Raw genomic sequence first — 23,422 nt, 5'->3', positions numbered from 1 at the left:
GGTACGCGGCCTACAGGAACGAGTTGATCTCGATCGTCTCGTCCCGGCCCGGCCCCACGCCGATCGCGGAGATCGGGGCGCCGGACATCTCCTCCAGCGCCTTGACGTAGTTCTGGGCGTTCTTCGGCAGGTCGGAGAAGGACTTGGCCGACGTGATGTCCTCGGACCAGCCGGGCAGGGTCTCGTAGACCGGCTTGGCGTGGTGGAAGTCGGACTGGGAGTACGGGAGTTCCTCGACACGCTTGCCGTCGATCTCGTACGCCACGCAGACCGGGATCTCCTCCCAGCCGGTCAGCACGTCCAGCTTGGTGAGGAAGAAGTCGGTGAGGCCGTTGACGCGGGTGGCGTAACGGGCGATCACCGCGTCGAACCAGCCGCAGCGACGGTCACGGCCGGTCGTCACACCCCGCTCGCCACCGATGCGGCGCAGCGCCTCGCCGTCCTCGTCGAACAGCTCCGTCGGGAACGGACCGGCGCCGACACGGGTCGTGTACGCCTTGAGGATGCCGATGACACGGCTGATCTTCGTCGGACCCACGCCCGCGCCCGTGCAGGCGCCGCCCGCGGTCGGGTTCGAGGAGGTGACGAAGGGGTACGTGCCGTGGTCGATGTCCAGGAGCGTGCCCTGGCCGCCCTCGAAGAGGACCACCTTGTCGTCCTCCAGCGCCTGGTTGAGCACCAGGACGGTGTCGGCGACGTACGGCCTGATCTTCTCGGCGTACTCCAGCAGCTCTTCCACGACCTGGCCCACGGCGATCGCGCGGCGGTTGTACAGCTTGGTGAGCAGCTGGTTCTTGACGTCGAGGGCCGCCTCGACCTTCTGCTCCAGGATCGACTCGTCGTAGAGGTCCTGGACGCGGATGCCGACGCGGTTGATCTTGTCGGCGTAGGTCGGGCCGATGCCGCGACCGGTGGTGCCGATCTTCCGCTTGCCGAGGAAGCGTTCCGTCACCTTGTCCACCGTCACGTTGTAAGGCGTGATGATGTGCGCGTTTCCGCTGATGAGGAGCTTGGACGTGTCGACGCCGCGCTCGTTCAGACCGCTCAGCTCGGAGAGCAGGACCGACGGGTCGACGACGACGCCGTTGCCGATGACCGGGGTACACCCCGGCGAGAGGATTCCGGAAGGGAGGAGGTGCAGGGCGTACTTCTGATCACCCACGACTACCGTGTGGCCGGCGTTGTTGCCGCCCTGGTAGCGCACCACATAGTCGACGGATCCGCCTAGCAGGTCCGTCGCCTTTCCCTTGCCTTCGTCACCCCACTGAGCACCGAGCAGCACAAGTGCGGGCACGCGCGTACACCCCTTCCGGGCGGGGCATGTCCAAGGTCAGGGGTGTACACGGAGGGTCTCCGCCGTGTACACCACGACAGGTCGCGACCGTCGTTGGCCGTGAACCGTCGGACCGGATGGCCCCGGAATAGACGAAGCCCCTGGCGCAATAGCGCAAGGGGCTCTTGCACAAAGATGCTACCCGAGGAAGCGAGGCATGGCCGAGGTGGCGACTTTCGCGATGTCCGATCAGCTGCTGGTGGTGATCGATCCGATCGCTCGCAGGACGGACGGCGAGTCCGTACGCATCGCGAAAGACGTGCTCAGCGCGGGTGCGGCGACGAAGGTGTGCCTGCCGGACAGCCCCGACGAATTCGCCCGGGCACTGGCCCGGCGCGGCTCGCGGCGGCCGGTGGTGGTCGGCGACGACCGGGCGCTGACGCGTGCGGTGACCCTGTTGCACAGGCAGCGGGAGCTGGCCGAATGCGTGCTGTCGGTGGTGCCGGTCGGGGGCGTGCTGTCGCTGGCCGGATCCCTCGGGGTGCCGACGGGCGCGGTGGCGGCGGCCCGGGCCGTGCTGGAGGGCGTGGAGCGGCGGCTGGACCTCCTCGTGGACGACAGCGACGGGGTGGTGCTGGGCGGACTGCGGATCCCGCCGGTACGGGAGCCCGCCGTGGCGGACGATGCCGGCGAGGTCGACGCGGGGCCCGCACGGCCGTGGCTGCGGACGTGCCAGTCCCTCGTACGGAACCTGGTCCCGGCGCTCGGCACCTCGGCGGCCGGTGTCCCCGGCCCGGCCCGGCTGCGGGTGGAGGTCGACGGGACGACGCTGGTGGACCTCGACCAGCCGGTGGAGGCGGTGTCGGTGACACCAGGAGCCGCCGGGGCGACCGGCGTGGCCGCGGTGGAGGTCCGCCCGGCCTCGGTGGGCGCGGAGGCCTCCCCACTGCTGGCCGAGGGCCGGACGGTGACCGTCTCGGGCGCGCACTTCCGGTACGGCGCGGACGCGGAGGTGTCGGGACCGCTGCGCAGACGGACGTGGACCGTGGGGGCGGGCGGGCTGCGGCTGGTGCTGCCGGGGGCGGGGCCGGGCCATTAATGCCGGGCGGGTCGGGGCGGGGGGTGGTTATGCTGCCGAGCCTTCGATCATGCGGGGGGCGCGTGGATGAGCCAGTACTACGAGGTGGCCGGGGAACCGGTGTGGAACCCCGGGCAGCAGACGTCCCAGCTCTTCCTCGCGTATGTGCGCGTCTACGAGGCGCATCTGGCCGTTCCCTCGGGGTTCGGGCCGATGCTGAGCGACGAGTGCCAGATCGATCCGGACGCCTTCGAGGAGTTCCTGAACGCCCTGCTCAACTGGTACGACCACACCGGCAGCAACGTGCTGAGCTCCCTGGTCGAGGGCTTCCTCGCCCCGCTGCTGGCCCTCGCGGAACGCGTCGGCGTCGAGCCGCGGTGGCCCGAGCGCGGTGAGCGGACGTGGGCGCCCAGGGTGCGGGGACTGGCGGCGGAGCTGCTGCGGTCCGTGACCCCTTGAGGTCTTGAGGTCTCGAAGTCATGAGGCCTGGCCGGGTCAGTCGGTCAGCCCTGGCCGAACGTCTTCTCCCGGTGTGCCCGCCAGCGCTCCATCATCGCCGCGATCTCGCCCTCGATGAACTCGAAGAAGGCCAGCGTCTCGGCCAGCCGACGGCCCGCCGGGGTGTCGGCGCCGAGGCTGGTGACGCCCTCGCGCAGGGCGCCCTCCCAGCGCTTGAGGACGGCCTCGCGGTTGGTCAGGGCCTCGTACCACTGGTCGCCGTGCACCCGGTAGCGCTCCCGGCGTGAACCGGGCTCCCGCTCGCGCGACACCATGTGCGTCTGGGACAGGTAGCGCACCGCGCCGGAGACGGCCGCGGGGCTGATCTGCAGCTGTTCGCCCAGCTCGGCGGAGGTCAGCACACCCTTGTCGGAGGCGAGCAGGGCCGCGAAGACCCGGGCCGCCATCCGCTGCATCCCGGCCTCGACGAGCTGCGCCGCGAAGGACTCCACGAACTTCGACACCGACTCCGCGTCCCGGCCGGCCCCGGCTGATTCCGTCATGCGCCCATCCGTGTCCGTGTGCCCATCCATGAACCCATCCTATCGGGGCTTCATACGCTTCCTTAACTTCACAAATTTCTGAAAGAAGCGTACGTTCTGAAGCATGACGAAGGCAATCACCGTCTCCGGACTGCACAAGTCGTTCGGCAAGACGCATGCGCTCGACGGCCTCGACCTGGACGTCGCCACCGGTGAGGTGCACGGCTTCCTCGGCCCCAACGGCGCCGGCAAGTCCACCACCATCCGCGTCCTGCTCGGCCTGCTGCGGGCCGACTCGGGCGCCGCGCAGGTGCTCGGCCGCGACCCCTGGGCGGACGCGGTGGAGGTGCACCGCCGGATCGCCTACGTACCGGGGGACGTGACGCTGTGGCGGAACCTGTCCGGCGGTGAGGTCATCGACCTCTACGGCCGTCTCCGCGGCGGCCTCGACGCCGGACGCCGCGCCGATCTGATCGACCGCTTCGAACTGGACCCCACCAAGAAGGGCCGCACCTACTCCAAGGGCAACCGGCAGAAGGTCGCCCTGGTCGCCGCGTTCGCCTCGGACGTGGACCTGCTGATCCTGGACGAGCCGACCTCCGGTCTTGACCCGCTGATGGAGGAGGTCTTCCAGCGCTGCGTGGAGGAGGAGCGGGACCGGGGCCGGACGGTCCTGCTGTCCTCGCACATCCTCAGCGAGGTCGAGGAGCTCTGCGACCGGGTCAGCATCATCCGCAAGGGCCGTACCGTCGAGAGCGGTTCGCTCGCCGACCTGCGCCATCTGACCCGGACGAGCGTCACCGCCGAACTCGTCGGCCCGCCCAACGGACTGTCACACCTGCCCGGGGTCCACGACCTCGACGTACAGGGCCGTCGCGTCCGCCTCCAGGTCGACACCGACAAACTCGACGCCGTACTGCGGTCCCTGAGCGAGTCCGGCGTGCGGTCGCTGACCTCGACGCCGCCGACGCTGGAGGAGCTGTTCCTGCGGCACTACCACGAGGACGTCCACGAGGGGGTGGCCGCGCGATGACCGCCACGACGACCGAGTTCGCCGTACGCCCGGGAGGCTCGCGCCAACTGGCGGGCACCGGAACCCTGCTGCGCTTCGCCCTGCGCCGCGACCGCCTGATGATCCCGGTCTGGGTGGGCGTGAACGCGCTGATGATCCTCTCCATGCCGAACACCCTGGAGAACCTGTACGCCACCCCCGCCGAACGCGCCGACGTCGTGCAGGACACGGCGGCCAACGCCTCCTTCCGCGCCCTGATCGGCCCGGCCTTCGACGACTCGATCGGCGCCCTGACGGCCTGGCGGGTCGGCGTCTACGCGGGCGCGCTGGCCGCCGTGGTCAGCCTGCTCCTCGTCGTACGGCACACCCGCGACGAGGAGGAGAGCGGCCGCCAGGAGCTGGTGGCGTCCGGCATGGTGGGCCGCAGGGCCTCCCTCACGGCCGCACTGCTCACGGCGGCGGTCACCAACGCCGTACTCGCCCTGCTGGTCACGGCCGGACTCGCGAGCCGGGGCACCTCCGGGGCGCTGGCGCTCGGGCTGGGGCTCGCCGGGGTCGGCATGGTCTTCGCCACGCTGGCGGCCATCGTCGCCCAGTTCACCGAGAGCGCGCGGTTGGCCCGGGGACTGACGGCGGGGCTGCTGGGCGCCGCGTTCGTGCTGCGCGCGGCGGGCGACTCGGCGTCGGACGACGGTTCGTCGGCGCTGACGTGGGTGTCGCCGCTGGGCTGGCTGGAGAACCTGCGGCCGTTCGCGCAGGAACGGTGGTGGGTGCTGCTGCTGTTCGTGGCCGCGGCCGTGGTCCAGGGCGTGGTGGCCTACGAACTCGCCGGGCGCCGTGACGTCGGCATGAGCTTCCTGCCCGCCCGACCCGGTCCTGCCATCGGCCGCCTCGGCACGGCGGGCGCACTGGCCTGGCGGCTGCAACGCGGCAGCGTGCTCGGCTGGTCGATCGGCTTCTTCCTCGCCGGGGTCATCTACGGCGGACTCACCGACGGGGTGGCCGACCTGGTCGGCGACAACGACAAGGCCCGCGAGATCTTCGAGCGCATGGGCGGCCAGTCGGGCCTGACGGACGCCTTCCTGGCCTCGATGATCGGCATGCTCGGCCTGATCGCCGCGCTGTACGTGGTGGGTTCGGTACTGCGCCTGCACGGCGAGGAGACGTCGGGACGGGCCGAACCGATCCTGGCGAACGCCGTGGGCCGACTGCGGTGGGCCGCGGGCCATCTGGTGGTGGCCTTCGGCGGTTCGGCGCTCATCATGCTCCTGTCCGGCCTCGGCTTCGCCGTCGGCTACGGCAAGGAACCCGGCCCCATCCTGGGCTCCTGCCTCGTCCAGCTCCCCGCGGTGTGGGTCATCGGCGGACTCGCGGTCCTGCTGTACGGGGTGCTGCCGCGCGCGGCGATGGCGGCATGGGGTGTCGCCGGGGCGGTGCTGCTGATCGGCTGGGTGGGGCCCGCGCTGGATGCTCCGCAGGCGGTACTGGACCTGTCACCGTTCGGGCATCTGCCGAAGCTGCCGGGGGGTGGCATGGAGTGGGGGCCGGTGGTGGTCCTGCTGGGGCTGGCGGTGGTACTGGCCGCCGCAGGGCTGGCGGGGTTGCGGCGGCGGGACATGACGACGTGACGGTGACCCTCCTGGTTGGCAGGAGGCGGCGCGCGGACCTGGGGCGGTCAGACCTCGACCGCCAGCCCTTCCAGGCCTCGGATCACGAAGTTCGGCTTGCGCTCCGGCTCCGCCGCCAACCGCAGGGTCGGGGCCTGCTCCAGCAACGCCGTCATCGAGGCCGCCAGTTCGATACGGGCCAGCGGTGCGCCGATGCAGTAGTGGATGCCCGCGCTGAAGGAGATGTGCGGGTTGTCCTTGCGGGTGAGGTCGAGGCGGTCGGGGTGCTGGAACACCTCCGGGTCATGGTTCGCGGAGCCGAAGAGCATGGCGATCTCCGCGCCGGGCGGGATCGTCGTGCCGTCGATCTCGATCTCGTCCAGGACCCAGCGTTCGAAGAGCTGGAGGGGGGTGTCGTAGCGCATCAGCTCCTCGATCGCCGAGGGGATCAGGGAGTGGTCGGCACGCAGGGCCGCCAGTTGTCCGGGGTTGCGGAACAGGGCCCACCAGCCGTTGACCGTGGCGTTCACCGTGGCCTCGTGGCCTGCGTTGAGGAGGAGGACCGCCGTGGAGATCATCTCCTGCTCGGTCAGCCGGTCGCCCTCGTCGTGGGCCGCGATCAGGCCGGAGATCAGGTCGTCACCCGGTTCCTTGCGCCGGGCCGCGATCAGCTCCTGGAGGTACTCCGAGAACTCGACCGAGGCACGGACCGCCTTCGTCGCCGTCTCCTCGGACGGGTTCAGCTCGTACATCCCGCAGATGTCCGCCGACCAGGGGCGGAGCGGGGCCCGGTCCGACGCCGGGATACCCAGCATCTCGGCGATCACCGCCACCGGCAGCGGCTCCGCGACATCCGTCAGCAGGTCACCGCCGCCCTTCTCGACCAGCCCCGACACCAGGTCCCTGGCCAGCCTCCGCACATACGGCTTCAGCTGCTCCACCGTGCGCGGCGTGAACGCCTTCGAGACCAGCCGCCGGATCCGGGTGTGGTCCGGCGGTTCCAGGTCGAGCATCCCGTGGTCGTTGAGGACGTGGAACGGCTCGTGCTCCGCGGGCGGTGCCGTCCGTCCGAAGTCCTCGTGCGTGTAACGGTGCTGGTAGGTGCGGCCGAGGCGACGGTCCCGCAGCAGCGCCGAGACATCCGCGTGGTGCGGCACCAGCCACTGGTTCGTCGGCTCGAACCAGTGCACACGGCCCCGGGCACGCAACTCGGCGTAGGCGGGGTACGGGTCGGCCAGGAACGCCGCGTCCCACGGGTCGAAAGCGAGGTCGGTAGGAGCTGCCATGCACGGACGTTAGACCGGCTTACCGCTCCCTGACCAGGGCAGGCCCTGTCGCCTAGGCCGTGCCGAAGTCCGGCAGTGTCATCGTGCCGTCCTCGGCCAGTGGGAAGCCCGGGTTGTGGGCGACCTCCCAGGCGTGGCCGTCGGGGTCGGTGAAGGCGCTGGAGTAGAACCCGATCGCGTTGACGGCCGCCGGCTTGGTGACGGTCCCTCCGGCCCGTTCCACCGACGCGAGGAGTGTGTCGACCTCGGCCTCCGAACGGACGTTGTGCGCGAGCACGATCCCGCCGAAACCGCCCGCCCGCCCGGGCTCCAGACCGCAGTCCTCCGCCAGCTTGTCCCGGCCCCACAGCACCAGCCCCAGGCCGCCCGCCTGGAAGAAGACGGTCTCCTCGACCTCCTGCCCCCGCCAGCCCAGCGCCTCGTAGAACGCCTTGGACCTGGCCAGATCGGCGACTCCCAGCGTGATCAGAGTGATGCGCTGTTCCATCCCCTCACCGTAGCCCCGGCGGCTCAGGCTCTCAGCCCGGTGTGACCAGGCGAGCCTCGTACGCGAACACCGCCGCCTGCGTACGGTCCCGCAGTCCCAGTTTCACCAGGATCCGGCTGACATGGGTCTTGATCGTCGACTCGGCAACCACCAGCCGCTCGGCTATCTCCGAGTTCGACAGGCCCTGCGCGATCAGCACCAGCACCTCCGTCTCCCGCTCGGTCAGCTCCCCGTACGCCGCGTGCGCGGAGGACATCACGCGCGGGGAGTCCGACAGCTTCGAGAACTCCGTGATCAGACGCCGGGTGATCGAGGGGGCCAGCAGCGCCTCGCCGGCCGCGACCACCCGCACACCGTCGGCGAGCTGGCGGGCCGAGGCGTCCTTCAGCAGGAACCCGGAGGCTCCCGCGCGCAGCGCCTGGTACACGTACTCGTCGAGGTCGAAGGTGGTCAGCACCAGCACCTTCGCCGAGCCGTCCGCCGCGACGATCTCGCGGGTCGCCTCGATGCCGTTCAGCTCCGGCATACGGATGTCCATCAGCACGACGTCCGGACCGAGCTCACGGACCCGCTCCACCGCCTCGCGCCCGTTGACTGCCTCGCCGACGACCTCGATGTCCGGCATCGCGTTCAGCAGGACCGAGAAGCCTTCGCGCACCATCATCTGGTCGTCCGCGATCAGCACGCGGATGGTCATGATCCGTCCTCAGTCGTCGTGGCCACCGGCAGGAACACGGCCACCTCGTAGCCGCCGTCCTCCGTCGGGCCCGCCGTCATCTCACCGCTCAGCATCGAGACCCGCTCCCGCATCCCGGTGATGCCGTGCCCGGCGCCCGGCGAGGGCTTCACCAGAGCCGGCGCGGGCGGCGGGCCGTTGACTATGCGCACACCGAGCCCGCCGAGGACGTACCCGATCTCCACCTTCGCACTCGCCCCGGGCGCATGGCGCAGGCTGTTGCTGAGCGCCTCCTGCACGATCCGGTACGCCGACAGCTCCACGCCCTGCGGAAGGGCGCGCACCGCTCCCGTCACCGTCTTCTCGACGTCCAGGCCGGTGTCCCGCACGTTCGCCAGCAGCGCGTCCAGGTCGGCGAGGGTGGGCTGCGGGGCGTCCGGGGCCTCGTAGTCCTCGGCACGGACGACGCCCAGGACCCGGCGCAGCTCGGTGAGTGCGGCCACCGCGTTCTCCCGGATGGTGGCGAAGGCCCGCTCCAGCTCCGGCGGCGGGTTCTCCACCCGGTAGGGCGCGGCCTCCGCCTGGATGGCGACGACCGACATGTGGTGCGCCACCACGTCGTGCAGCTCGCGGGCGATGGTCGTGCGCTCCTCCAGCAGGGTCCGCCGGGAGCGCTCCTGCAGGGTCACCGTCTGCTGGGCGGTGACCTCCTGCCGGGCCTCCCTGCGGGTGTGCCAGATGGCGACCACCAGCAGGATCAGCGCGGAGAAGACCAGGAAGGGGGCGGTGTCGTCGCCGTAGTAGTAAGCGGGGCCGAACATCACGTCCGCCACGAAGCCGTAGGCCGCGGTGACGACCCACATGTACAGGGCCGTGCGCGGCCTGGTGCGTATGGCCACGACCGTCAGCACGGTCAGATGGCAGGCGAAGCTCGCCGGCTGCCAGGGGTAGCCGTCAACGGTGTTGGCGAAGACCTGGGTGACCGGGGTGGCCGCCATGGACAGCCAGAACGCGCCGACCGGCCGGATCATGGTCAGCAGGATCGGGATCACGGCGAGCGGGCCGAGCACCAGAACCGCGCCCTCGTTGTCGACGGCCGCCATGAACAGTGTGAACAGGGCGGCCGTGGAGATCACGGCGTGTGGTGTCCAGGCCACGTAGTCCCGCAGCCGGCCCGGCAGCCGACGGGTCAGCGGGCCGTCGACACTCATCCGCGGCAGCGGGCGGTAGGCGAAGGCGTCGTGGAACAGGTCCTGCCGCAGCCCCTTGAGGGCGCCCGCGGCCAGCCGGAGCTCGGGGCTGCGCTGCTTGGCCCCGTCCCCCGGCGGCGGGGTCGGCATCTGAGTCGTCTCGGTCACGTACAGAACGGTAGGCGCAGGGCCGTGTCGCGGTCGTCCCCAGTGAGAGGGGTTCCCTCACATCCATCTCAGGTACTACAGGTATCCCCGCTGGTCGGGCCCAGGATGCCCGGGCGGCCGACTCGGGGTGGCCGCTCAGTACCCGGAGGGCCGCACCAAGCCCGACTCGTACGCGAAGACCGCCGCCTGGGTCCGGTCCCGGAGCCCCAGCTTCACCAGGATCCGGCCCACGTGGGTCTTCACCGTCTGCTCGGCCACGACCAGCCGCTCGGCGATCTCCGCGTTCGACAGGCCCTGCGCGATCAGGGCGAGGACCTCCGTCTCCCGTTCGGTCAGGCCGCCGACGCGGTCCTTGAGCGGGGCGCGGGGACGCCCGTCCATGCGGGAGAACTGGGCGATCAGGCGGCGTGTGATGCCGGGCGCGAGAAGCGCGTCACCGGCCGCCACGACCCGTACCGCCTCGGCCAGTTGGTCGGCGGAGGCGTCCTTGAGGAGGAAGCCGGACGCTCCCGCGCGCAGGGCCTCGTACACGTACTCGTCGAGGTCGAAGGTGGTCAGCACCAGCACCTTGATGTGCGGTGTCGTGTCGGTGATGCGGCGGGTGGCCTCGATACCGCCCAGCTCGGGCATGCGGATGTCCATCAGGACGACGTCGGGGGCGAGTTCGGCGACCTTCTCGATCGCGTCCAGGCCGTCGACCGCCTGCCCGATGACGTCGATGTCGGGCTTGGTGTTGAGCAGCACGGAGAAACCCTGCCGGACCATCTGCTGGTCGTCGGCGATGAGTACACGGATGGGGCTGCTCGTCATGGAGTCGATTCTCCTGTCAGGGATGGGGAACGGGCGGGGCGTCACCCCGGGGGAGGAAGGCCGAGACCGCGAAGCCGCCGTGCTGGGTCGGGGCCGCGGTGAGATGACCGCCGAGCATCGCCGCGCGCTCCCGCATGCCCAGCAGACCGTGTCCCGCGCCCGCGGAGGGTGGAACGGGGCGCTGCGGGCGGGAGTTGACGACGCCCAGATGCAGCCCGTGGAAGTCGTGGGAGACCTCGACGCGCACCTCCGAACCCGGCGCGTGCCGCAGCGCGTTGCTGAGCGCCTCCTGGATGATCCGGTACGCGGACAGCTCCACACCCGTGGGGTACTGCTGGGCCTCGCCGCGGATGTCGGTGACGACGTCCAGTCCGGCGGCACGGGTGTTCTCTATGAGCGCGTCGAGCCGGTCGAGCATCGGCTGGGGGGCGTCGGGGGCGGTGCCGGTGCCCGGTTCGCCGAGGCCGTAGGGGTCGTCCGGGCCCTCGGGGTTCTCGGAGCGCAGGACGCCCAGCACACGGCGGAGTTCGGTGAGCGCGTCCAGGGCGTTCTGCCGGATGCCCGCGAGGTTCGTCCGCAACTCCTCGGAGGGGTTCTCCACCAGGTGCGGGGCGACCTGGGCCTGGATGGAGATGACCGACATGTGGTGGGCCACCACGTCGTGCAGCTCGCGGGCGATACGGCTGCGCTCCTCCAGCAGGGTGCGCCGGGCCCGCTCCTCGGCGGTGATCGTGGTCTGCCGGCCGAGCTCGGCACGGGCCTCCCGGCGGCCGCGCAGAGCGATGCCGAGGACCACGACGACCGCGAACAGAATGATCGCGAGCACTCCGGTGGGCTGGTAGGCGCCCGCCCCCCACAACCCCTGCAGGACGTAGGTGACGAGCGCGCTGAGGGCCAGCACCTCAAGGGACACTCGGGTGCGCACCCGCAGAGCGACCAGCAGCAGCACGGCCATCTGCCCGATGATTCCGGCCGCTGACCAGGGCCAGGTGAAGTCGTGCGCACTACCGGCCAGCAGGTTGCGACGCACCTCGACGGCACCCGCCACCATGCCCGCCATCGAGAGCCACCACCCGGGAACCGGCCGCCACAGCGCGAGGACCACCGCCCCGCCCTGCGCGAGCCCGATCCCGAAGGCGACCTGGCCGCCCGCCCCGCCGTTGTCGTTCAGTTGGGCCACGGCGCCGATGGTGACGCCGAACGCGACCAGGCACAGCACGCCGTGCGGCAGCCAGCGCAGCCACGTGGAGGGCGGCAGCGGATCCACCCTGACGGTCCACAGGTCGTCGCGCAGCACCCGCAGCCAGCGCCGCACCCAGCTCATGAACGCGTGCTGGCTCCCCGTCTCCGTCACATGGCCAACCCTAGGCATGGTGGTGCGCCTTCGCTTCGGTGCCGCGGGAGGCACGGTGGGACAGGACGACTCTGGACCGGCGGCCGCTCGGGCGGCGCGGTCCCTGTTCGTAGGCGCGAAACGCCGTCCAGCAGACGGCCAGCGCCAGCGCGAACAAGGGGAGCCACACCAGACGGGCCGCCACCCAGCCGAGGCTGTCGGGAACGGTGTGCAGGCCGGGAAGGTGGCCCGCGGGCAGGGCCACGGCCGTCGTCGCCATCAGGGCCGTCTGGTGCCAGAGGAATATCGTCATCGCGGAGAGATTGAGCAGCGCCACCGCCGCCCAGGCCGGCGGGCGGCGCATCGAACGGCGCAGTGGCCCCCGCAGGAGCAGGGCCAGTCCGCACTGGGCCATGCCGAAGGTGACCGCGGCCAGCGTCGGCGGGTTGAGGTTGGAGATGCCGGCGCCCGGGACACCGACCATGGACGCCGGATAGCCCGCCCAGGCGACCAGCCCGGCCGTCGTCACCGCGCCGCCCGTCAGCAGGATCCAGCCCGCGCGACGGCGCTCCAGCTCACCCCGCGTCCAGGCCGCGCCCAGAGTGAACGGCACCAGCCAGCCGGCCGCCAGGTTGATCCAGCCGAGCCAGGCCGGGCCGCCGAAGCCGAAGCGGAGGAGGTCCACATGGAGAACGACGGCCAGGGGCCACAGGGGGTTCAGTCGCCGCAGGAGGGGTGTCGCCGCCGTCAGCGCGGCGAAGACCAGCAGGAACCACAGGGGAGACAGGGCCAGTTTGAGCACCGTGTGGACAGTGCCCGTGTCCGTGCCCGAGAGAAGCAGCGACGCGGACGCCACCGTCCACAGGATGAGGACGGCCATCACCGGTTTGAACAGGCGGGACAGACGGGACGCCAGCCACTGCCCGTACGTCGCGCCGCGGGCCCGGGCCGAGGCGTAGCCGCGGGTCGCCACATGGCCGCCGACCAGGAAGAACACGGCGAGGGTCTGGAAGACCCAGGAGATCGGGGCCAGCCAGGGCATGTGGTGCAGCGGGCTCGCGGTGCGCAGCCCCCCGCCGTTGCCCTCCGCCACCAAGGCCGTGACCAGCCAGTGGCCCAGGACGACACCGAGGATCGCGAAGGCCCGCAGGGCGTCTACCGCCCGGTCCCGACCGGCGGGAGTCGCGGCATCTACACGGTCGGCGCCCTGGCGTATGCCCTGCCATATGCGATGCAGGCGGCCTTCCGTGCGGGGTTCGGCCGAGGAACCGGTCGAGGAACAGGATGAGGCACCGGCCGGAGAGGAGGGCGACGAAGAAGAGGGCGATGCAGTGCGCACGGGCATAGGTGTCGGCTCAGTCATCGGGTCACCTCCGGGGTCTCGCCCAGGACGATGCGGGTCATGTTGGCCAGGGACGTCGAGCCCGGCCTGAAGTAGTCGCTGTGGCCGCCGTCGCCCGCCGCGAAGACGCGGGCGCCGAAGGACGGGGACACCGGGTCGGTGCCGAAGCCGACGGTCGTGCCGAGCAGGTCGATCTTGATGTGCGGGACCTCGCCCACCCAGTCGTCACTGCCCCGGGCCGCCCAGACGCGGGCCGGGGTGTGCAGGGCCGCGACGGTGTCCGCGCCCGTACCGGGGCTGCCGACCAGCACGATGTCGTCCACGTCCAGCCGGGAGGCGGCACGGCCGCACACCACCGAGCCGTAGGAGTGGCAGAGGAGGGAGATGCGCGGCTCGCTGTTGAGGGCACGCAGCTGCCGTATGAACTCCCGGAGCTTCGGGGCCGCTTGCTCCGCGCGGTCCGGTGTCGCGACCGTCGTGCTGACCGTGCCCGGGGTTTCGTAGCCGAGCCAGGCCACGACCGCGGTGCGGGTGCCCTGCGGAGCCTCCCGGGTGAGCCGCTCGTGCAGGGCGCGGGCGGCGTCGCGGAAGCGGCCGTATGTGTCGATGGACGTGTCGGAGCCGGGCACCAGGACCGCGATGCGGTCGGCGTGGGCCAGGTCGCCGAAGACCTCGGTCGCGAGGCCGGAGCCGCGGCCGTCGAAGGCGAGGTAGTGGCGGGACCGGTCGGCCATCGCGCGGTCTGCGGCGGCCCGCTCCCCGTAGCCGTGGGCCTCGGCCATACGGGACGCCTCGGTGGCGTTGGCGCGGTTGGCCGCGTACGCCTCGTCCAGCGTCGCCGCCGTCACCCGGGCGACCACGGCCGGGGCCGGGGCGGGGGCCTCGGGGCGGGTGGCACCGGACAGCGGGACGACGACGGCGCCCGTGATCAGGGCGGCGAGGAAGGCTCGGCGCCATCGGTGGGTGCGGGGAGCTCCGCGGGTACGGCGGGGCTTCTTCGGCTCGCCCGCCCCCTGTGCCGTGGGCACTTCCTGCGCCTTGCCCGGCCCGCTGTGCTCCGCTGCGGACGTCTCCGACGCGCTCGCCCCGGCTGCCCCCGTCGTCCGCCCCATGGTCGCTTCCCTTCCAGTCCGCCCGGCCATCGGGCTTGTCTGGATGGGAAATTACGGATCCGGACTCGTCGTCCGCGTCCGCCCAGGGAGCTCACCTGCGACGTAGCTCTCAGGTACTACGGGTATGAAGGGGCCGCCCCCTACGCGCCCCTATGCGAGGCAGCTGCCAGGCGGCTCTCCCGGCTGCACGAGGTAGCTCTCGCGGCTTCACGAGGCGGCTCACCCCTACCCGAGGCGGCTCACCCCTAGGCAGCTCAATCGCACCGCCCACGTCACCACGCCAACTGCGCGATCTCCTCCACCACCACCGCACACGCGTCCGCCGCCGGGTCGATCAGCGGAAAGTGCCCGACGTCCTCCAGCAGCGTCAGTCCGACGACCTCGCCCGCCTTCGCTGCCGCGTCCGCGTACGAGTCGGCGACCGCGTGCGGGACGACAACGTCCGTGCGGCCCTGGACGAGGGTCGTCGCGATACCGGTCGGGAGCAGGAGCGCGGGGTCGGCGTACGGCTGCCGTTCTGCGAACTCCGCTTCCCCGCCCAGGAGTTGGCGTGCCGCACCCCCGCAGACGTCCAGCTTGTCGGCGACCGTGAAGTCGGCGATCGGCGCGAGGGCGACCACCCCCCGCAGGAGCGCGGGCCGGTCGGTACGCCAGGGCGCGTCCGCGGGAAGGCAATGCCGGGCCGCCCCCCAGAGGGCCAGGTGGCCGCCGGCCGAGTGCCCGGTGAGCACGATCCTGCGCGGGTCGGCCTGCGGCAGCGCCTCCCGCACGAGCGCGGGCAGCGCGTCCAGCGCGGCGGCGACGTCATCGAAGGTCTCCGGCCACCGCCCGGCGGCCGTACCCGAATCCGAACCCTCGGCCCCAGCCGAACCCGAACCCGAGCCCGAGCCCGCAGCCACCGAATCCGCCGCACCCCCCGCCCCCGAGGCCCCCGCCCCCGCACCGCTCACATCCGCCCCCCGCCGATACTCCACATTGGCCACGGCAAACCCCCGCCGAGCCAGAAAGTCCGCGAACGGCGTCACATGCCGCCGGTCATAACGCGCCCGCCACGCACCGCCGTGCAGCAGGACGACCAGCGGGGCCTGGCCGCCCGGGCCGGACTCGCCGCGTGGGGCGTAGAAGTCGATCACCTGGTCGGGATGGTCGCCGTACGAGGCGATGGCGTCGGGGTCGACGGGCGGGTGCGAGAAGGCCGACTCCTCCTCTGCGGCGGCCTGGGCTGCTGCGACGTCGTGCGGCATGCTCCAACCTCTCAGCGACATAACGGTTTTGGACGGAAGCGGGGGTGGCGGACCAGGTGGGAATCGGCCGTTGGCGGGGACGGTACCAGGGAGTTGACGTGCGCGGACACGGGGATGTCACGCTCGGTGAGGGTTAAACGGTTCTGCTGTTTCGTTACGCTGGCACCGTGGAGCACCCCACACCCCGCACCTGCGGTTACGTGTACCAAGGAGGCCGATATGTCCGCCGAACCCGGCACCGTACGTCCTGGAGGACGCACCGCGCGTGTTCGTGCGGCCGTGCTGCGGGCGGCCGGCGACGTGCTGGCGGAGCAGGGTTTCGACGGCCTCGATCTCGCGGACCTCGCCCGCCGCGCGGAGGTCGGCAAGACGACCGTGTACCGGCGGTGGGGCTCGGTGACCGGTCTCGTGGCCGATCTGCTCGCCGACATGGCCGAGCAGTCGCTGCCCCGCGAGGAGACCGGGACCGTGCTGGGCGATCTGCGGGCCAACGCCGCGCTGGTGCAGCGGACGCTGGCCGATCCCCGGCAGGGTGCGCTGTTCCGCGCCGTCATCGCCGCCGCGGCCTGCGACGAACGGACGGCGCAGGCGCTCCGCCGGTTCTACGAGGTGCGGGTGGCGGAGTGGGCGCCGTGCGTGGAACAGGGCGTGGCGAGAGGGGAGTTGCCCGTCGGGACGGATGCCGACGCCGTCGTACGGGCGGTGTCGGCCCCCCTCTACTACCAGTTGCTGACGACCGGGGTGGCCCCCGCCGCCCCCGACGCGGAGCGCGCCGCGCGCGCCGCACATGCCGCTGCCGTGGCGGGGGCGTACGTCACCTAGGGCCCCTCGGGGTCAGCCCAGCACCTCCCCCAGCACCCGCGCCGCCCGCTCCACATCCGCGAACCCCACATACAGCGGCGTAAAGCCGAACCGCAGCACATCGGGATGCCGGAAGTCGCCCACGACCCCCCGCGCGATGAGCCGCTTCATGACGTCCCCGGCGTCCTCGCAGCGCAGTGCCACCTGGCTGCCGCGCTCCGCGTGGGCGACCGGGGTCACCGACTCCACGCGCCCCTCCCCCGCGTACACCGCGACGCACTCCAGGAAGAAGTCCGTCAGCGCGAGGGACTTGGCCCGCACCGCCTCGATCGGCACGCCGTCCCAGACCTCCAGAGCCGCCTCCAGGGCGAGCATGGAGAGGATGTCGGGCGTGCCGACGCGACCGCGCAGTGCGCCCGCCGCCGGTTCGAAGTCGCTGCGCATACCGAAGGGCTCGGCGTGCGAGTTCCAGCCGGGGAGCGGGGAGTCGAAACGGTCCTGGAGCCCCCGTCGCACATACAGATACGCCGGTGAACCCGGGCCACCGTTCAGGTACTTGTACGTGCAGCCGACCGCGAGGTCGACCCCGTGCTCGTCCAGCCCCACCGGCAGCGCGCCCGCGCTGTGGCACAGGTCCCAGACGGCCACCGCGCCCGCCGCGTGCACGGCGGCGGTGAGGGACGGCAGGTCGTGCAGCCGTCCGGTGCGGTAGTCGACGTGGTTCAGCAACACCGCGGCGGTACGGTCGCTCAGCGCGCCCGGCACCTCCGCCGGCGTCACCGGGCGCAGCGTACGGCCGGTCATCCGGGCCGCCGACTCGGCGATGTAGCCGTCGGTGGGGAAGGTGGTCGCGTCCACGAGGATCTCGTCGCGGCCCTCCCCGGCGATCCGCACGGCGGCCACAAGTGCCTTGAAAACATTGACACTTGTCGAGTCGCCGACCACGATCTGGCCCGCCGCCGCGCCGACCAGCGGGGCGATCCGGTCGCCGATCCGCTCGGGCGCGGTCCACCAGCCGCTCTCGTCCCAGGACCGGATGCGCAGCCGGCCCCACTGCCGCAGCACGACGTCCTCGACCCGGCCGGGCACGTTCGCGGGCAGCGCGCCGAGCGAGTTGCCGTCGAGGTAGACGACCTCGTCGAGCACGAACTGCTTGCGGACACCGGCCAGTTCGTCGGCGGCGTCCAGCGCCGCCGCCCTGGATGCCAGCTCAGACATGGGACCTCGCCGTCCACAGCTCGGGGAAGACGTTCTTCTGGGCCCGCTTCTCCAGCCAGGCCACCCCGGCCGAACCGCCCGTGCCGGCCTTGGCACCCATCGCGCGCCGGGTGGCGACCAGGTGGTCGTTGCGCCAGCGCCACACGAGCTCGGCGACATCGGTCAACGCCTCGCCCAGGCGGGTGAGTTCGGAGTTCTGGTCGCCCGCGTAGATCGCGGTCCAGACGGCCTCGACCTCGTCCGACGGCACGTACCGCTGGGAGACGTCGCGCTTGAGGACGGCCTCGGGGATCTCACAGCCGCGCCGGGCGAGGAAGCGGAGCACCTCGTCGTACAGGCTCGGCTCGTGCAGCGCCTTCTCCAGTTCCGCGTGGACGCGCGAGGCGCCGCGGTGCGGGACCAGCATGGACGCGGACTTCTCGGCGAGCAGGAACTCCATCCGGCGGTACATCGCCGACTGGAAGCCGGAGCCCTCGCCGAGGGCGCTGCGGTACGCGTTGAACTGGGCCGGGGTAAGCTGGCCGAGCGGCTTCCAGGAGGCGTTCAGGGCGTCCAGTTCCCGTACGGAACGCTTCAGGGCGTCGATCGCCACGCCCGGCCGGTCCTCGCGCAGGGCCCGTGCCGCGGTCTCCCACTCATGGACGATGACCGTGAACCACAGCTCCATCACCTGGGTCGTGACCAGGAAGACCATCTCTCCGGGATCGTCGGAGAGGGTGTGCTGGAGGTGGGTGAGCACGTCCGCCTTGACGTAGTCCTCGTAAGGCGTCGTGCCTGCGAAGTCGAGATTGGGGGTCTCGGGCTCGTGGGTCTCCGTGGACGTCTGCGCGGACGCCGCCACGGGTGGGTGAGCCGGCTGGGACATCGCTGTCTCCTGTGTAACTCCGGGTAGCGGTCCGCCCTGCCGTTATCGGCAAAGGGGCCCCGGTCCCCACCCGGCATACTCCGGGATGTCCCCCGGACCTCGCAAGGCCCGCCTGGTCACACCGACCGGGCGGGCCACGACGAGCGTCCGGTCAGCCCAGTGTCTGGGCGGCCGTCGGCGAAGAGTCCTTCAGGAACTGCGTGCAGCGCTCGTACTCCTCCTGCTCGCCGATCGACCCGGCGGCGCGGGCGAGGGCGTGCAGGGCGCGCAGGAAGCCGCGGTTGGGCTCGTGCTCCCAGGGGACGGGGCCGTGGCCCTTCCAGCCGCTGCGGCGCAGGGCGTCCAGGCCCCGGTGGTAGCCCGTACGGGCATAGGCGTACGACTCCACGACGCTGCCCCGCTCGAACGCCTCGTCGGCCAGCTGGGCCCAGGCCAGCGAGGAGGTCGGGTACTTCGCGGCGACATCCGCGGGGGCGGTGCCACCGGCGAGCAGCTCGCGCGGCCCGGGGTCGTCGGGGAGGTGGGTCGGGGGCGGGCCCCCGAGAAGGTTTTCGTGAATGGCCATGGGGTCCAGTGTGAGGGATCCCTGCGGGGGTCACCCCGATGTGCTGCGCCGCTCGGTGCCGGGTGCGTGCTGCCCGTGCGGCTCTTCAGGGGGTCTTGATCGCCCCAGTAGGGTCGTCCCGTGAGTAACGAACACATCACGCTGACCGCGGGTGACGCGGAGGTGGACGTGCTGCCGGGGAACGGCGGGCGGGTCGGGGGGCTGCGTGTCGGGGGCACCGAGTTGCTGCGGCAGGGGGAACGGTTCGGGTGCTTCCCGATGGTCCCCTGGTGCGGACGGACCCGGGACGGCCGGTTCCTGGACGGCGCCGTGGTCCGGCAGCTGCCGCTCAACGCCCCGCCGCACGCCATCCACGGCACCGCCCGGGACGGGGAGTGGAGCGTCGCCCGGGTCACCGGTGACGAGGCCGTCATCACGTACGACCTGGTCGAGCCGTGGCCGTACGCCGGTCGCGTCACCCATGTCGTCGCGCTCACCCCGGACAGCCTGACCCTCACCATGTCCGTCGAGACGTACGAGACGTCCTTCCCGGCCCAGATCGGCTGGCACCCCTGGTTCAACCGGAGCCTCGGCGGCGACGGCGCCGAGGACGTCCGGCTCGACTTCAGCCCGGCCTGGCAGGAGGAGCGCGGGGACGACCACCTCCCCACCGGCAACCGCATCGACCCCGAGCCGGGCCCCTGGGACGACTGCTTCGGCATGCCCGGCGGCGTCGACGTCACCCTCACCTGGCCGGGGCAGCTGGAGCTGAAGGTCGGCAGCCGCGAGGAGTGGGTCGTGGTCTACGACGAGCAGGACGCCGCCGTCTGTGTGGAGCCGCAGACCGGGCCGCCCAACGGGCTGAACACGCTGCCCCGGCTCGTCACACCGCTGGAGCCGCTGGAGGCCACCACCGTCTGGAGCTGGCGGCGCCTCTAAGCTGGGCGGCATGACTGACGTACGCGGTGAGCTGCTGGAACAGATCAAGAACAAGGCCGTGGTGCACGGCAAGGTGACCCTGTCGTCGGGCAAGGAGGCTGACTACTACGTCGACCTCCGCCGCATCACCCTCGATGGTGTGGCCGCCCCCCTGGTCGGCCAGGTCATGCTCGACCTGACCGCCGACATCGACTACGAGGCCGTCGGTGGTCTGACGCTCGGCGCTGACCCGGTGGCGACCGCGATGCTGCACGCCTCCGCCGCCCGGGGGAAGGTGCTCGACGCGTTCGTCGTGCGCAAGGCGGGCAAGGCCCACGGCCTCCAGCGTCGTATCGAGGGCACCGAGGTCAAGGGCCGCCGGGTGCTCGCCGTCGAGGACACCTCCACCACGGGCGGCTCGGTGCTGACCGCGGTGGAGGCGCTGCGTGAGGCCGGCGCGGAGGTCGTCGCCGTGGCCACGATCGTGGACCGTGCGACGGGGGCCGCCGAGGCGATCGCCGAGCAGGCCGGGGTGCCGTACGTGTTCGCGTACTCCAAGGATGACCTGGGTCTCGACTGAGGTATCCACAGGTTGGACACGGGGGCGGGACCATCCGGCCAGTTCTGGAAAGATGGGGCCGACGACGACGTCACACACCCCCCAAGGTCTAGGTCAGGGCCGTAAGAAGAACGCCGTACGCAGTACGTCAACCCGCAGACTCAAGGAGCGGACAGATGCCCATCGCAACCCCCGAGGTCTACAACGAGATGCTCGACCGGGCGAAGGCAGGCAAGTTCGCCTACCCGGCCATCAACGTGACCTCGACCCAGACCCTGCACGCGGCCCTGCGCGGTTTCGCTGAGGCGGAGAGCGACGGCATCATCCAGATCTCCACGGGTGGCGCCGAGTTCCTGGGCGGTCAGCACAACAAGGACATGGTCACCGGCGCCGTCGCCCTGGCCGAGTTCGCGCACATCGTCGCCAAGAAGTACGACATCACCGTCGCCCTGCACACGGACCACTGCCCGAAGGACAAGCTCGACGGGTACGTACGTCCGCTGCTCGCGGTCTCCGAGGAGCGCGTCGCGCGCGGCGAGAACCCGCTGTTCCAGTCGCACATGTGGGACGGCTCGGCCGAGACCCTCGCCGACAACCTCGCCATCGGGCAGGAGCTGCTGGAGCGCGCCCGCGCCGCGAAGATCATCCTTGAGGTCGAGATCACCCCGACCGGCGGCGAGGAGGACGGCGTCTCGCACGAGATCAACGACTCCCTGTACACGACGGTCGACGACGCCATCCGCACCGTCGAGGCCCTCGGCCTCGGCGAGAAGGGCCGCTACCTGCTGGCCGCGTCCTTCGGCAACGTCCACGGCGTCTACAAGCCGGGCAACGTCGTGCTCCGCCCCGAGCTGCTCAAGGAGCTGAACGAGGGCGTCGCCGCCAAGTACGGCAAGGCGTCCCCGTTCGACTTCGTCTTCCACGGCGGTTCCGGGTCCACCGAGCAGGAGATCGCGACCGCGCTGGAGAACGGCGTCGTCAAGATGAACATCGACACCGACACCCAGTACGCCTTCACGCGTCCGGTGGCGGCCCACATGTTCAAGAACTACGACGGCGTCCTGAAGGTCGACGGCGAGGTCGGCAACAAGAAGACCTACGACCCGCGCACCTGGGGCAAGCTCGCCGAGGCCAGCATGGCCGCGCGCGTGACGGAGGCCTGCGCCAACCTGCGCTCGACGGGCACGAAGATCAAGTAGCCGTACCTGTTCGGTGAGCCCGGCGCCTGTCTACGGCGCCGGGCTCGCTGTACTGCATTATTCCGGGGGACAACCCCCGGACCCCCAGCAGAAAAGCAGGCCGGCAGCGGTGGCCGATGCGGACAGCGCGAGGCGAACTGGGTATACCTGGGGGCATGCCCGACGTCCGGCTGGCCTCACCGCAGGGCAAGTGGATCCTGCTCACCACCGTCCTCGGCTCCAGCATGGCGATGCTGGACTCGACCGTCGTCAACGTCGCCCTGCCGCGCATCGGCCGCGACCTCGACACCGACCTCGCCGCGCTCCAGTGGACGGTCAACGCGTACATGCTGACGCTGGCCGGGCTGATCCTGCTGGGCGGTTCGCTCGGGGACCGGTACGGGCGGCGCCGGGTCTTCGTCATCGGCGTCATCTGGTTCGCCGCCGCCTCACTGCTGTGCGGGCTGGCCCCGAACGCCGGGGTGCTCATCGCCGCCCGGGCCCTGCAGGGCATCGGCGGGGCGCTGCTCACGCCGGGGTCGCTCGCGCTGATCCAGGCGTCCTTCCATCCCGACGACCGGAGCCGGGCGGTCGGCCTGTGGTCGGGGTTCGGGGGCGTCGGCGCGGCGGTCGGCCCGTTCCTGGGCGGCTGGCTGGTGGACGGGCCGGGCTGGCGCTGGGTGTTCCTGCTGAACGTCCCGCTGGCGGTGCTGTGCGTCCCCGTCGCCCTGCGACATGTCCCCGAGTCGGGGGACGGCACCAAACACGGCCGCTTCGACGTGCTCGGCGCGGCCCTCGGCGCCCTGTCCCTCGCCCTGGTGACGTACGCGCTGATCGAGGCCCCCACGGGCTCCTTCGCCGTCGCACTCACCGCGATCCTCGGGGTGGCCGCGGGCATCGCCTTCGTGGTCGTCGAGAAGCGGCGCCCCGACCCGATGATGCCGCTCGACATCTTCGCGTCCCGCCAGTTCACCGCGGTCAACCTCGTCACCCTGTGCGTGTACGCGGCCCTCGGCGGTTTCTTCTTCCTCGCCGCGCTCCAGCTCCAGGTCGTCTCCGGCTACTCGGCCCTCGGCGCCGGTACGGCACTGCTGCCCACGACGGTCCTGATGCTGCTGCTGTCCGCCCGCTCGGGTGCCCTCGCGGACCGGATCGGGCCGCGCATCCCACTCACCGTCGGGCCCCTGCTGTCCGCGGCCGGCATGCTGCTGATGCTGCGCGTCGGTCCGGACGCGTCGTATGTCGCCGACGTACTGCCCGCCGTCCTCGTCCTCGGTCTCGGCCTGGTGACGCTGGTGGCCCCGCTGACCGCCACCGTGCTCGCCTCGGTGGATGTCGCCCGGGCCGGGCTGGCCAGCGGTATCAACAACGCGGCGGCCCGTGCGGCGGGGTTGGTCGCCGTGGCTGCGCTGCCGCTGCTGACCGGCATGGGCGAGGACGCATACCGATCGCCGGCCGCCTTCGACGACTCCTTCGACCGGGCGATGACCCTGTGCGCGGGCCTTCTGACGGCCGGCTCGATCCTCGCCTTCGCGACGGTGCGACGCCTGCCGCCGGACTGCACCCACCCGGAGTGCCACACCCACGGCGGCATCACAGCACCCCCACTGGAGGGCCGCCCGACCCGCCGCCGCCTTTCCTAGCCGCCGGGCTTGTCTCGCCCCCGCCGCCCCTACCCGTCCCATCCCCAGGGGCTGCCGCCCCTTCGACCCCGCTCCCAGGGGGCTCCGCCCCCTGGACC

The 23,422-nt window shown here is 71.5% G+C and carries 23 protein-coding genes; 9 read left to right on the top strand and 14 right to left on the bottom strand.

Features of this window, described 5'->3' with window-relative positions:
* Positions 1-10: 10 nt before the first annotated feature.
* Positions 11-1,294 (bottom strand): adenylosuccinate synthase, encoded by a 1,284-nt coding sequence (locus ACFWYS_RS34145; protein ID WP_384777181.1) that lies wholly within the window; start codon positions 1,292-1,294, stop codon positions 11-13.
* 196 nt (positions 1,295-1,490) lie between these two features.
* Here ACFWYS_RS34145 and ACFWYS_RS34140 point away from each other — a divergent pair, with 196 nt between their 5' ends.
* Both ACFWYS_RS34140 and ACFWYS_RS34135 read left to right on the top strand, forming a co-directional pair.
* Positions 1,491-2,372 (top strand): diacylglycerol kinase, encoded by an 882-nt coding sequence (locus ACFWYS_RS34140; RefSeq protein WP_384777178.1) that lies wholly within the window; start codon positions 1,491-1,493, stop codon positions 2,370-2,372.
* A gap of 66 nt (positions 2,373-2,438) precedes the next feature.
* Positions 2,439-2,810, top strand: coding sequence for a DUF6086 family protein (locus tag ACFWYS_RS34135; RefSeq protein ID WP_384777175.1), 372 nt, complete (start codon positions 2,439-2,441; stop codon positions 2,808-2,810).
* 44 nt (positions 2,811-2,854) lie between these two features.
* Here ACFWYS_RS34135 and ACFWYS_RS34130 read toward each other — a convergent pair whose 3' ends face one another.
* A complete protein-coding gene (locus tag ACFWYS_RS34130; protein WP_384777172.1) occupies positions 2,855-3,352 on the bottom strand; it encodes a GbsR/MarR family transcriptional regulator in 498 nt (165 codons plus the stop codon).
* A gap of 103 nt (positions 3,353-3,455) precedes the next feature.
* On the opposite strand from ACFWYS_RS34130, the gene ACFWYS_RS34125 reads away from it, so the two are divergent.
* Together ACFWYS_RS34125 and ACFWYS_RS34120 are read left to right on the top strand one after the other, a co-directional pair.
* Positions 3,456-4,364, top strand: coding sequence for an ATP-binding cassette domain-containing protein (locus tag ACFWYS_RS34125; RefSeq protein WP_384777169.1), 909 nt, complete (start codon positions 3,456-3,458; stop codon positions 4,362-4,364).
* A complete protein-coding gene (locus ACFWYS_RS34120; protein WP_384777165.1) occupies positions 4,361-5,971 on the top strand; it encodes an ABC transporter permease in 1,611 nt (536 codons plus the stop codon). The genes ACFWYS_RS34125 and ACFWYS_RS34120 overlap by 4 nt, the downstream gene beginning before the upstream one ends.
* A gap of 47 nt (positions 5,972-6,018) precedes the next feature.
* Here the strand turns inward: ACFWYS_RS34120 and ACFWYS_RS34115 are convergent, their stop codons facing one another.
* The 9 genes from ACFWYS_RS34115 to ACFWYS_RS34075 form a co-directional block, all read right to left on the bottom strand.
* Complete coding sequence (locus ACFWYS_RS34115) at positions 6,019-7,236, bottom strand: cytochrome P450 (protein ID WP_384777162.1); 1,218 nt, start codon at positions 7,234-7,236, stop codon at positions 6,019-6,021.
* A 52-nt stretch (positions 7,237-7,288) separates the two neighbouring features.
* Entirely contained in the window at positions 7,289-7,723 is a 435-nt protein-coding gene (locus ACFWYS_RS34110; RefSeq protein WP_384777159.1) for a VOC family protein, read from the bottom strand.
* A gap of 31 nt (positions 7,724-7,754) precedes the next feature.
* Positions 7,755-8,420 (bottom strand): response regulator, encoded by a 666-nt coding sequence (locus ACFWYS_RS34105; protein WP_384777156.1) that lies wholly within the window; start codon positions 8,418-8,420, stop codon positions 7,755-7,757.
* Positions 8,417-9,757 carry a sensor histidine kinase gene (locus ACFWYS_RS34100; protein ID WP_384777153.1) on the bottom strand — a complete coding sequence of 447 codons (1,341 nt, stop codon included), beginning with the start codon at positions 9,755-9,757 and terminating at the stop codon, positions 8,417-8,419. Before ACFWYS_RS34100 ends, ACFWYS_RS34105 begins: the two co-directional genes overlap by 4 nt.
* A gap of 135 nt (positions 9,758-9,892) precedes the next feature.
* A complete protein-coding gene (locus ACFWYS_RS34095; RefSeq protein ID WP_384777150.1) occupies positions 9,893-10,567 on the bottom strand; it encodes a response regulator in 675 nt (224 codons plus the stop codon).
* Positions 10,568-10,583: 16 nt separating this feature from the next.
* Positions 10,584-11,939: a sensor histidine kinase gene (locus tag ACFWYS_RS34090; protein ID WP_384777147.1), complete on the bottom strand. Its 1,356-nt coding sequence runs from the start codon at positions 11,937-11,939 to the stop codon at positions 10,584-10,586.
* Positions 11,932-13,116: an acyltransferase gene (locus tag ACFWYS_RS34085; protein WP_384777344.1), complete on the bottom strand. Its 1,185-nt coding sequence runs from the start codon at positions 13,114-13,116 to the stop codon at positions 11,932-11,934. Before ACFWYS_RS34085 ends, ACFWYS_RS34090 begins: the two co-directional genes overlap by 8 nt.
* A gap of 143 nt (positions 13,117-13,259) precedes the next feature.
* Complete coding sequence (locus ACFWYS_RS34080) at positions 13,260-14,354, bottom strand: alpha/beta hydrolase (protein WP_384777145.1); 1,095 nt, start codon at positions 14,352-14,354, stop codon at positions 13,260-13,262.
* A 272-nt stretch (positions 14,355-14,626) separates the two neighbouring features.
* Positions 14,627-15,598: an alpha/beta hydrolase gene (locus ACFWYS_RS34075; protein WP_384777142.1), complete on the bottom strand. Its 972-nt coding sequence runs from the start codon at positions 15,596-15,598 to the stop codon at positions 14,627-14,629.
* 219 nt (positions 15,599-15,817) lie between these two features.
* Between ACFWYS_RS34075 and ACFWYS_RS34070 the strand changes: the two genes are divergently transcribed.
* Positions 15,818-16,420, top strand: a complete 603-nt coding sequence (locus ACFWYS_RS34070) for a TetR/AcrR family transcriptional regulator (protein ID WP_384777140.1) — start codon at positions 15,818-15,820, stop codon at positions 16,418-16,420.
* A 12-nt stretch (positions 16,421-16,432) separates the two neighbouring features.
* On the opposite strand, the gene kynU is transcribed toward ACFWYS_RS34070, so the two are convergent.
* The 3 genes from kynU to ACFWYS_RS34055 form a co-directional block, all read right to left on the bottom strand.
* Positions 16,433-17,617: a kynureninase gene (gene kynU / locus ACFWYS_RS34065; protein WP_384777137.1), complete on the bottom strand. Its 1,185-nt coding sequence runs from the start codon at positions 17,615-17,617 to the stop codon at positions 16,433-16,435.
* Positions 17,610-18,482 (bottom strand): tryptophan 2,3-dioxygenase family protein, encoded by an 873-nt coding sequence (locus tag ACFWYS_RS34060; RefSeq protein ID WP_384777134.1) that lies wholly within the window; start codon positions 18,480-18,482, stop codon positions 17,610-17,612. The genes kynU and ACFWYS_RS34060 overlap by 8 nt, the downstream gene beginning before the upstream one ends.
* Positions 18,483-18,633: 151 nt before the next feature.
* Positions 18,634-19,047: a DUF3151 domain-containing protein gene (locus tag ACFWYS_RS34055; protein WP_272114505.1), complete on the bottom strand. Its 414-nt coding sequence runs from the start codon at positions 19,045-19,047 to the stop codon at positions 18,634-18,636.
* Between the two features lie 120 nt (positions 19,048-19,167).
* Here ACFWYS_RS34055 and ACFWYS_RS34050 point away from each other — a divergent pair, with 120 nt between their 5' ends.
* The 4 genes from ACFWYS_RS34050 (at position 19,168) to ACFWYS_RS34035 (ending at position 23,324) form a co-directional block, all read left to right on the top strand.
* The gene (locus ACFWYS_RS34050) at positions 19,168-19,965 is read left to right on the top strand and encodes an aldose 1-epimerase (protein WP_384777131.1); all 798 of its coding nucleotides are present in this window, start codon (positions 19,168-19,170) and stop codon (positions 19,963-19,965) included.
* A gap of 10 nt (positions 19,966-19,975) precedes the next feature.
* Positions 19,976-20,524 carry an orotate phosphoribosyltransferase gene (gene pyrE / locus ACFWYS_RS34045; RefSeq protein ID WP_384777128.1) on the top strand — a complete coding sequence of 183 codons (549 nt, stop codon included), beginning with the start codon at positions 19,976-19,978 and terminating at the stop codon, positions 20,522-20,524.
* A 155-nt stretch (positions 20,525-20,679) separates the two neighbouring features.
* Positions 20,680-21,702 carry a class II fructose-bisphosphate aldolase gene (fbaA, locus tag ACFWYS_RS34040; protein ID WP_384777126.1) on the top strand — a complete coding sequence of 341 codons (1,023 nt, stop codon included), beginning with the start codon at positions 20,680-20,682 and terminating at the stop codon, positions 21,700-21,702.
* Positions 21,703-21,857: 155 nt separating this feature from the next.
* A complete protein-coding gene (locus tag ACFWYS_RS34035; protein WP_384777123.1) occupies positions 21,858-23,324 on the top strand; it encodes an MFS transporter in 1,467 nt (488 codons plus the stop codon).
* Positions 23,325-23,422: the final 98 nt, after the last annotated feature.

It is taken from the genome of Streptomyces sp. NPDC059010 (genome assembly GCF_042740355.1).
GTDB lineage: Bacteria > Actinomycetota > Actinomycetes > Streptomycetales > Streptomycetaceae > Streptomyces.
Note: the sequence above shows the minus strand (reverse complement) of the source record. Positions and strands in the feature narration are given on the sequence as shown.

Coding starts and splice junctions, on each gene's coding strand:
- ACFWYS_RS34105 (WP_384777156.1), bottom strand. CDS start 8,420: ATGACCATCCGCGTGCTGATCGCGGACGACCAGATGATGGTGCGCGAA.
- kynU (WP_384777137.1), bottom strand. CDS start 17,617: ATGTCTGAGCTGGCATCCAGGGCGGCGGCGCTGGACGCCGCCGACGAA.
- ACFWYS_RS34095 (WP_384777150.1), bottom strand. CDS start 10,567: ATGACGAGCAGCCCCATCCGTGTACTCATCGCCGACGACCAGCAGATG.
- ACFWYS_RS34060 (WP_384777134.1), bottom strand. CDS start 18,482: ATGTCCCAGCCGGCTCACCCACCCGTGGCGGCGTCCGCGCAGACGTCC.
- ACFWYS_RS34130 (WP_384777172.1), bottom strand. CDS start 3,352: ATGACGGAATCAGCCGGGGCCGGCCGGGACGCGGAGTCGGTGTCGAAG.
- ACFWYS_RS34035 (WP_384777123.1), top strand. CDS start 21,858: ATGCCCGACGTCCGGCTGGCCTCACCGCAGGGCAAGTGGATCCTGCTC.
- ACFWYS_RS34110 (WP_384777159.1), bottom strand. CDS start 7,723: ATGGAACAGCGCATCACTCTGATCACGCTGGGAGTCGCCGATCTGGCC.
- ACFWYS_RS34115 (WP_384777162.1), bottom strand. CDS start 7,236: ATGGCAGCTCCTACCGACCTCGCTTTCGACCCGTGGGACGCGGCGTTC.
- ACFWYS_RS34055 (WP_272114505.1), bottom strand. CDS start 19,047: ATGGCCATTCACGAAAACCTTCTCGGGGGCCCGCCCCCGACCCACCTC.
- ACFWYS_RS34070 (WP_384777140.1), top strand. CDS start 15,818: ATGTCCGCCGAACCCGGCACCGTACGTCCTGGAGGACGCACCGCGCGT.
- fbaA (WP_384777126.1), top strand. CDS start 20,680: ATGCCCATCGCAACCCCCGAGGTCTACAACGAGATGCTCGACCGGGCG.
- pyrE (WP_384777128.1), top strand. CDS start 19,976: ATGACTGACGTACGCGGTGAGCTGCTGGAACAGATCAAGAACAAGGCC.
- ACFWYS_RS34090 (WP_384777147.1), bottom strand. CDS start 11,939: ATGCCTAGGGTTGGCCATGTGACGGAGACGGGGAGCCAGCACGCGTTC.
- ACFWYS_RS34135 (WP_384777175.1), top strand. CDS start 2,439: ATGAGCCAGTACTACGAGGTGGCCGGGGAACCGGTGTGGAACCCCGGG.
- ACFWYS_RS34125 (WP_384777169.1), top strand. CDS start 3,456: ATGACGAAGGCAATCACCGTCTCCGGACTGCACAAGTCGTTCGGCAAG.
- ACFWYS_RS34120 (WP_384777165.1), top strand. CDS start 4,361: ATGACCGCCACGACGACCGAGTTCGCCGTACGCCCGGGAGGCTCGCGC.
- ACFWYS_RS34140 (WP_384777178.1), top strand. CDS start 1,491: ATGGCCGAGGTGGCGACTTTCGCGATGTCCGATCAGCTGCTGGTGGTG.
- ACFWYS_RS34080 (WP_384777145.1), bottom strand. CDS start 14,354: ATGGGGCGGACGACGGGGGCAGCCGGGGCGAGCGCGTCGGAGACGTCC.
- ACFWYS_RS34075 (WP_384777142.1), bottom strand. CDS start 15,598: ATGCCGCACGACGTCGCAGCAGCCCAGGCCGCCGCAGAGGAGGAGTCG.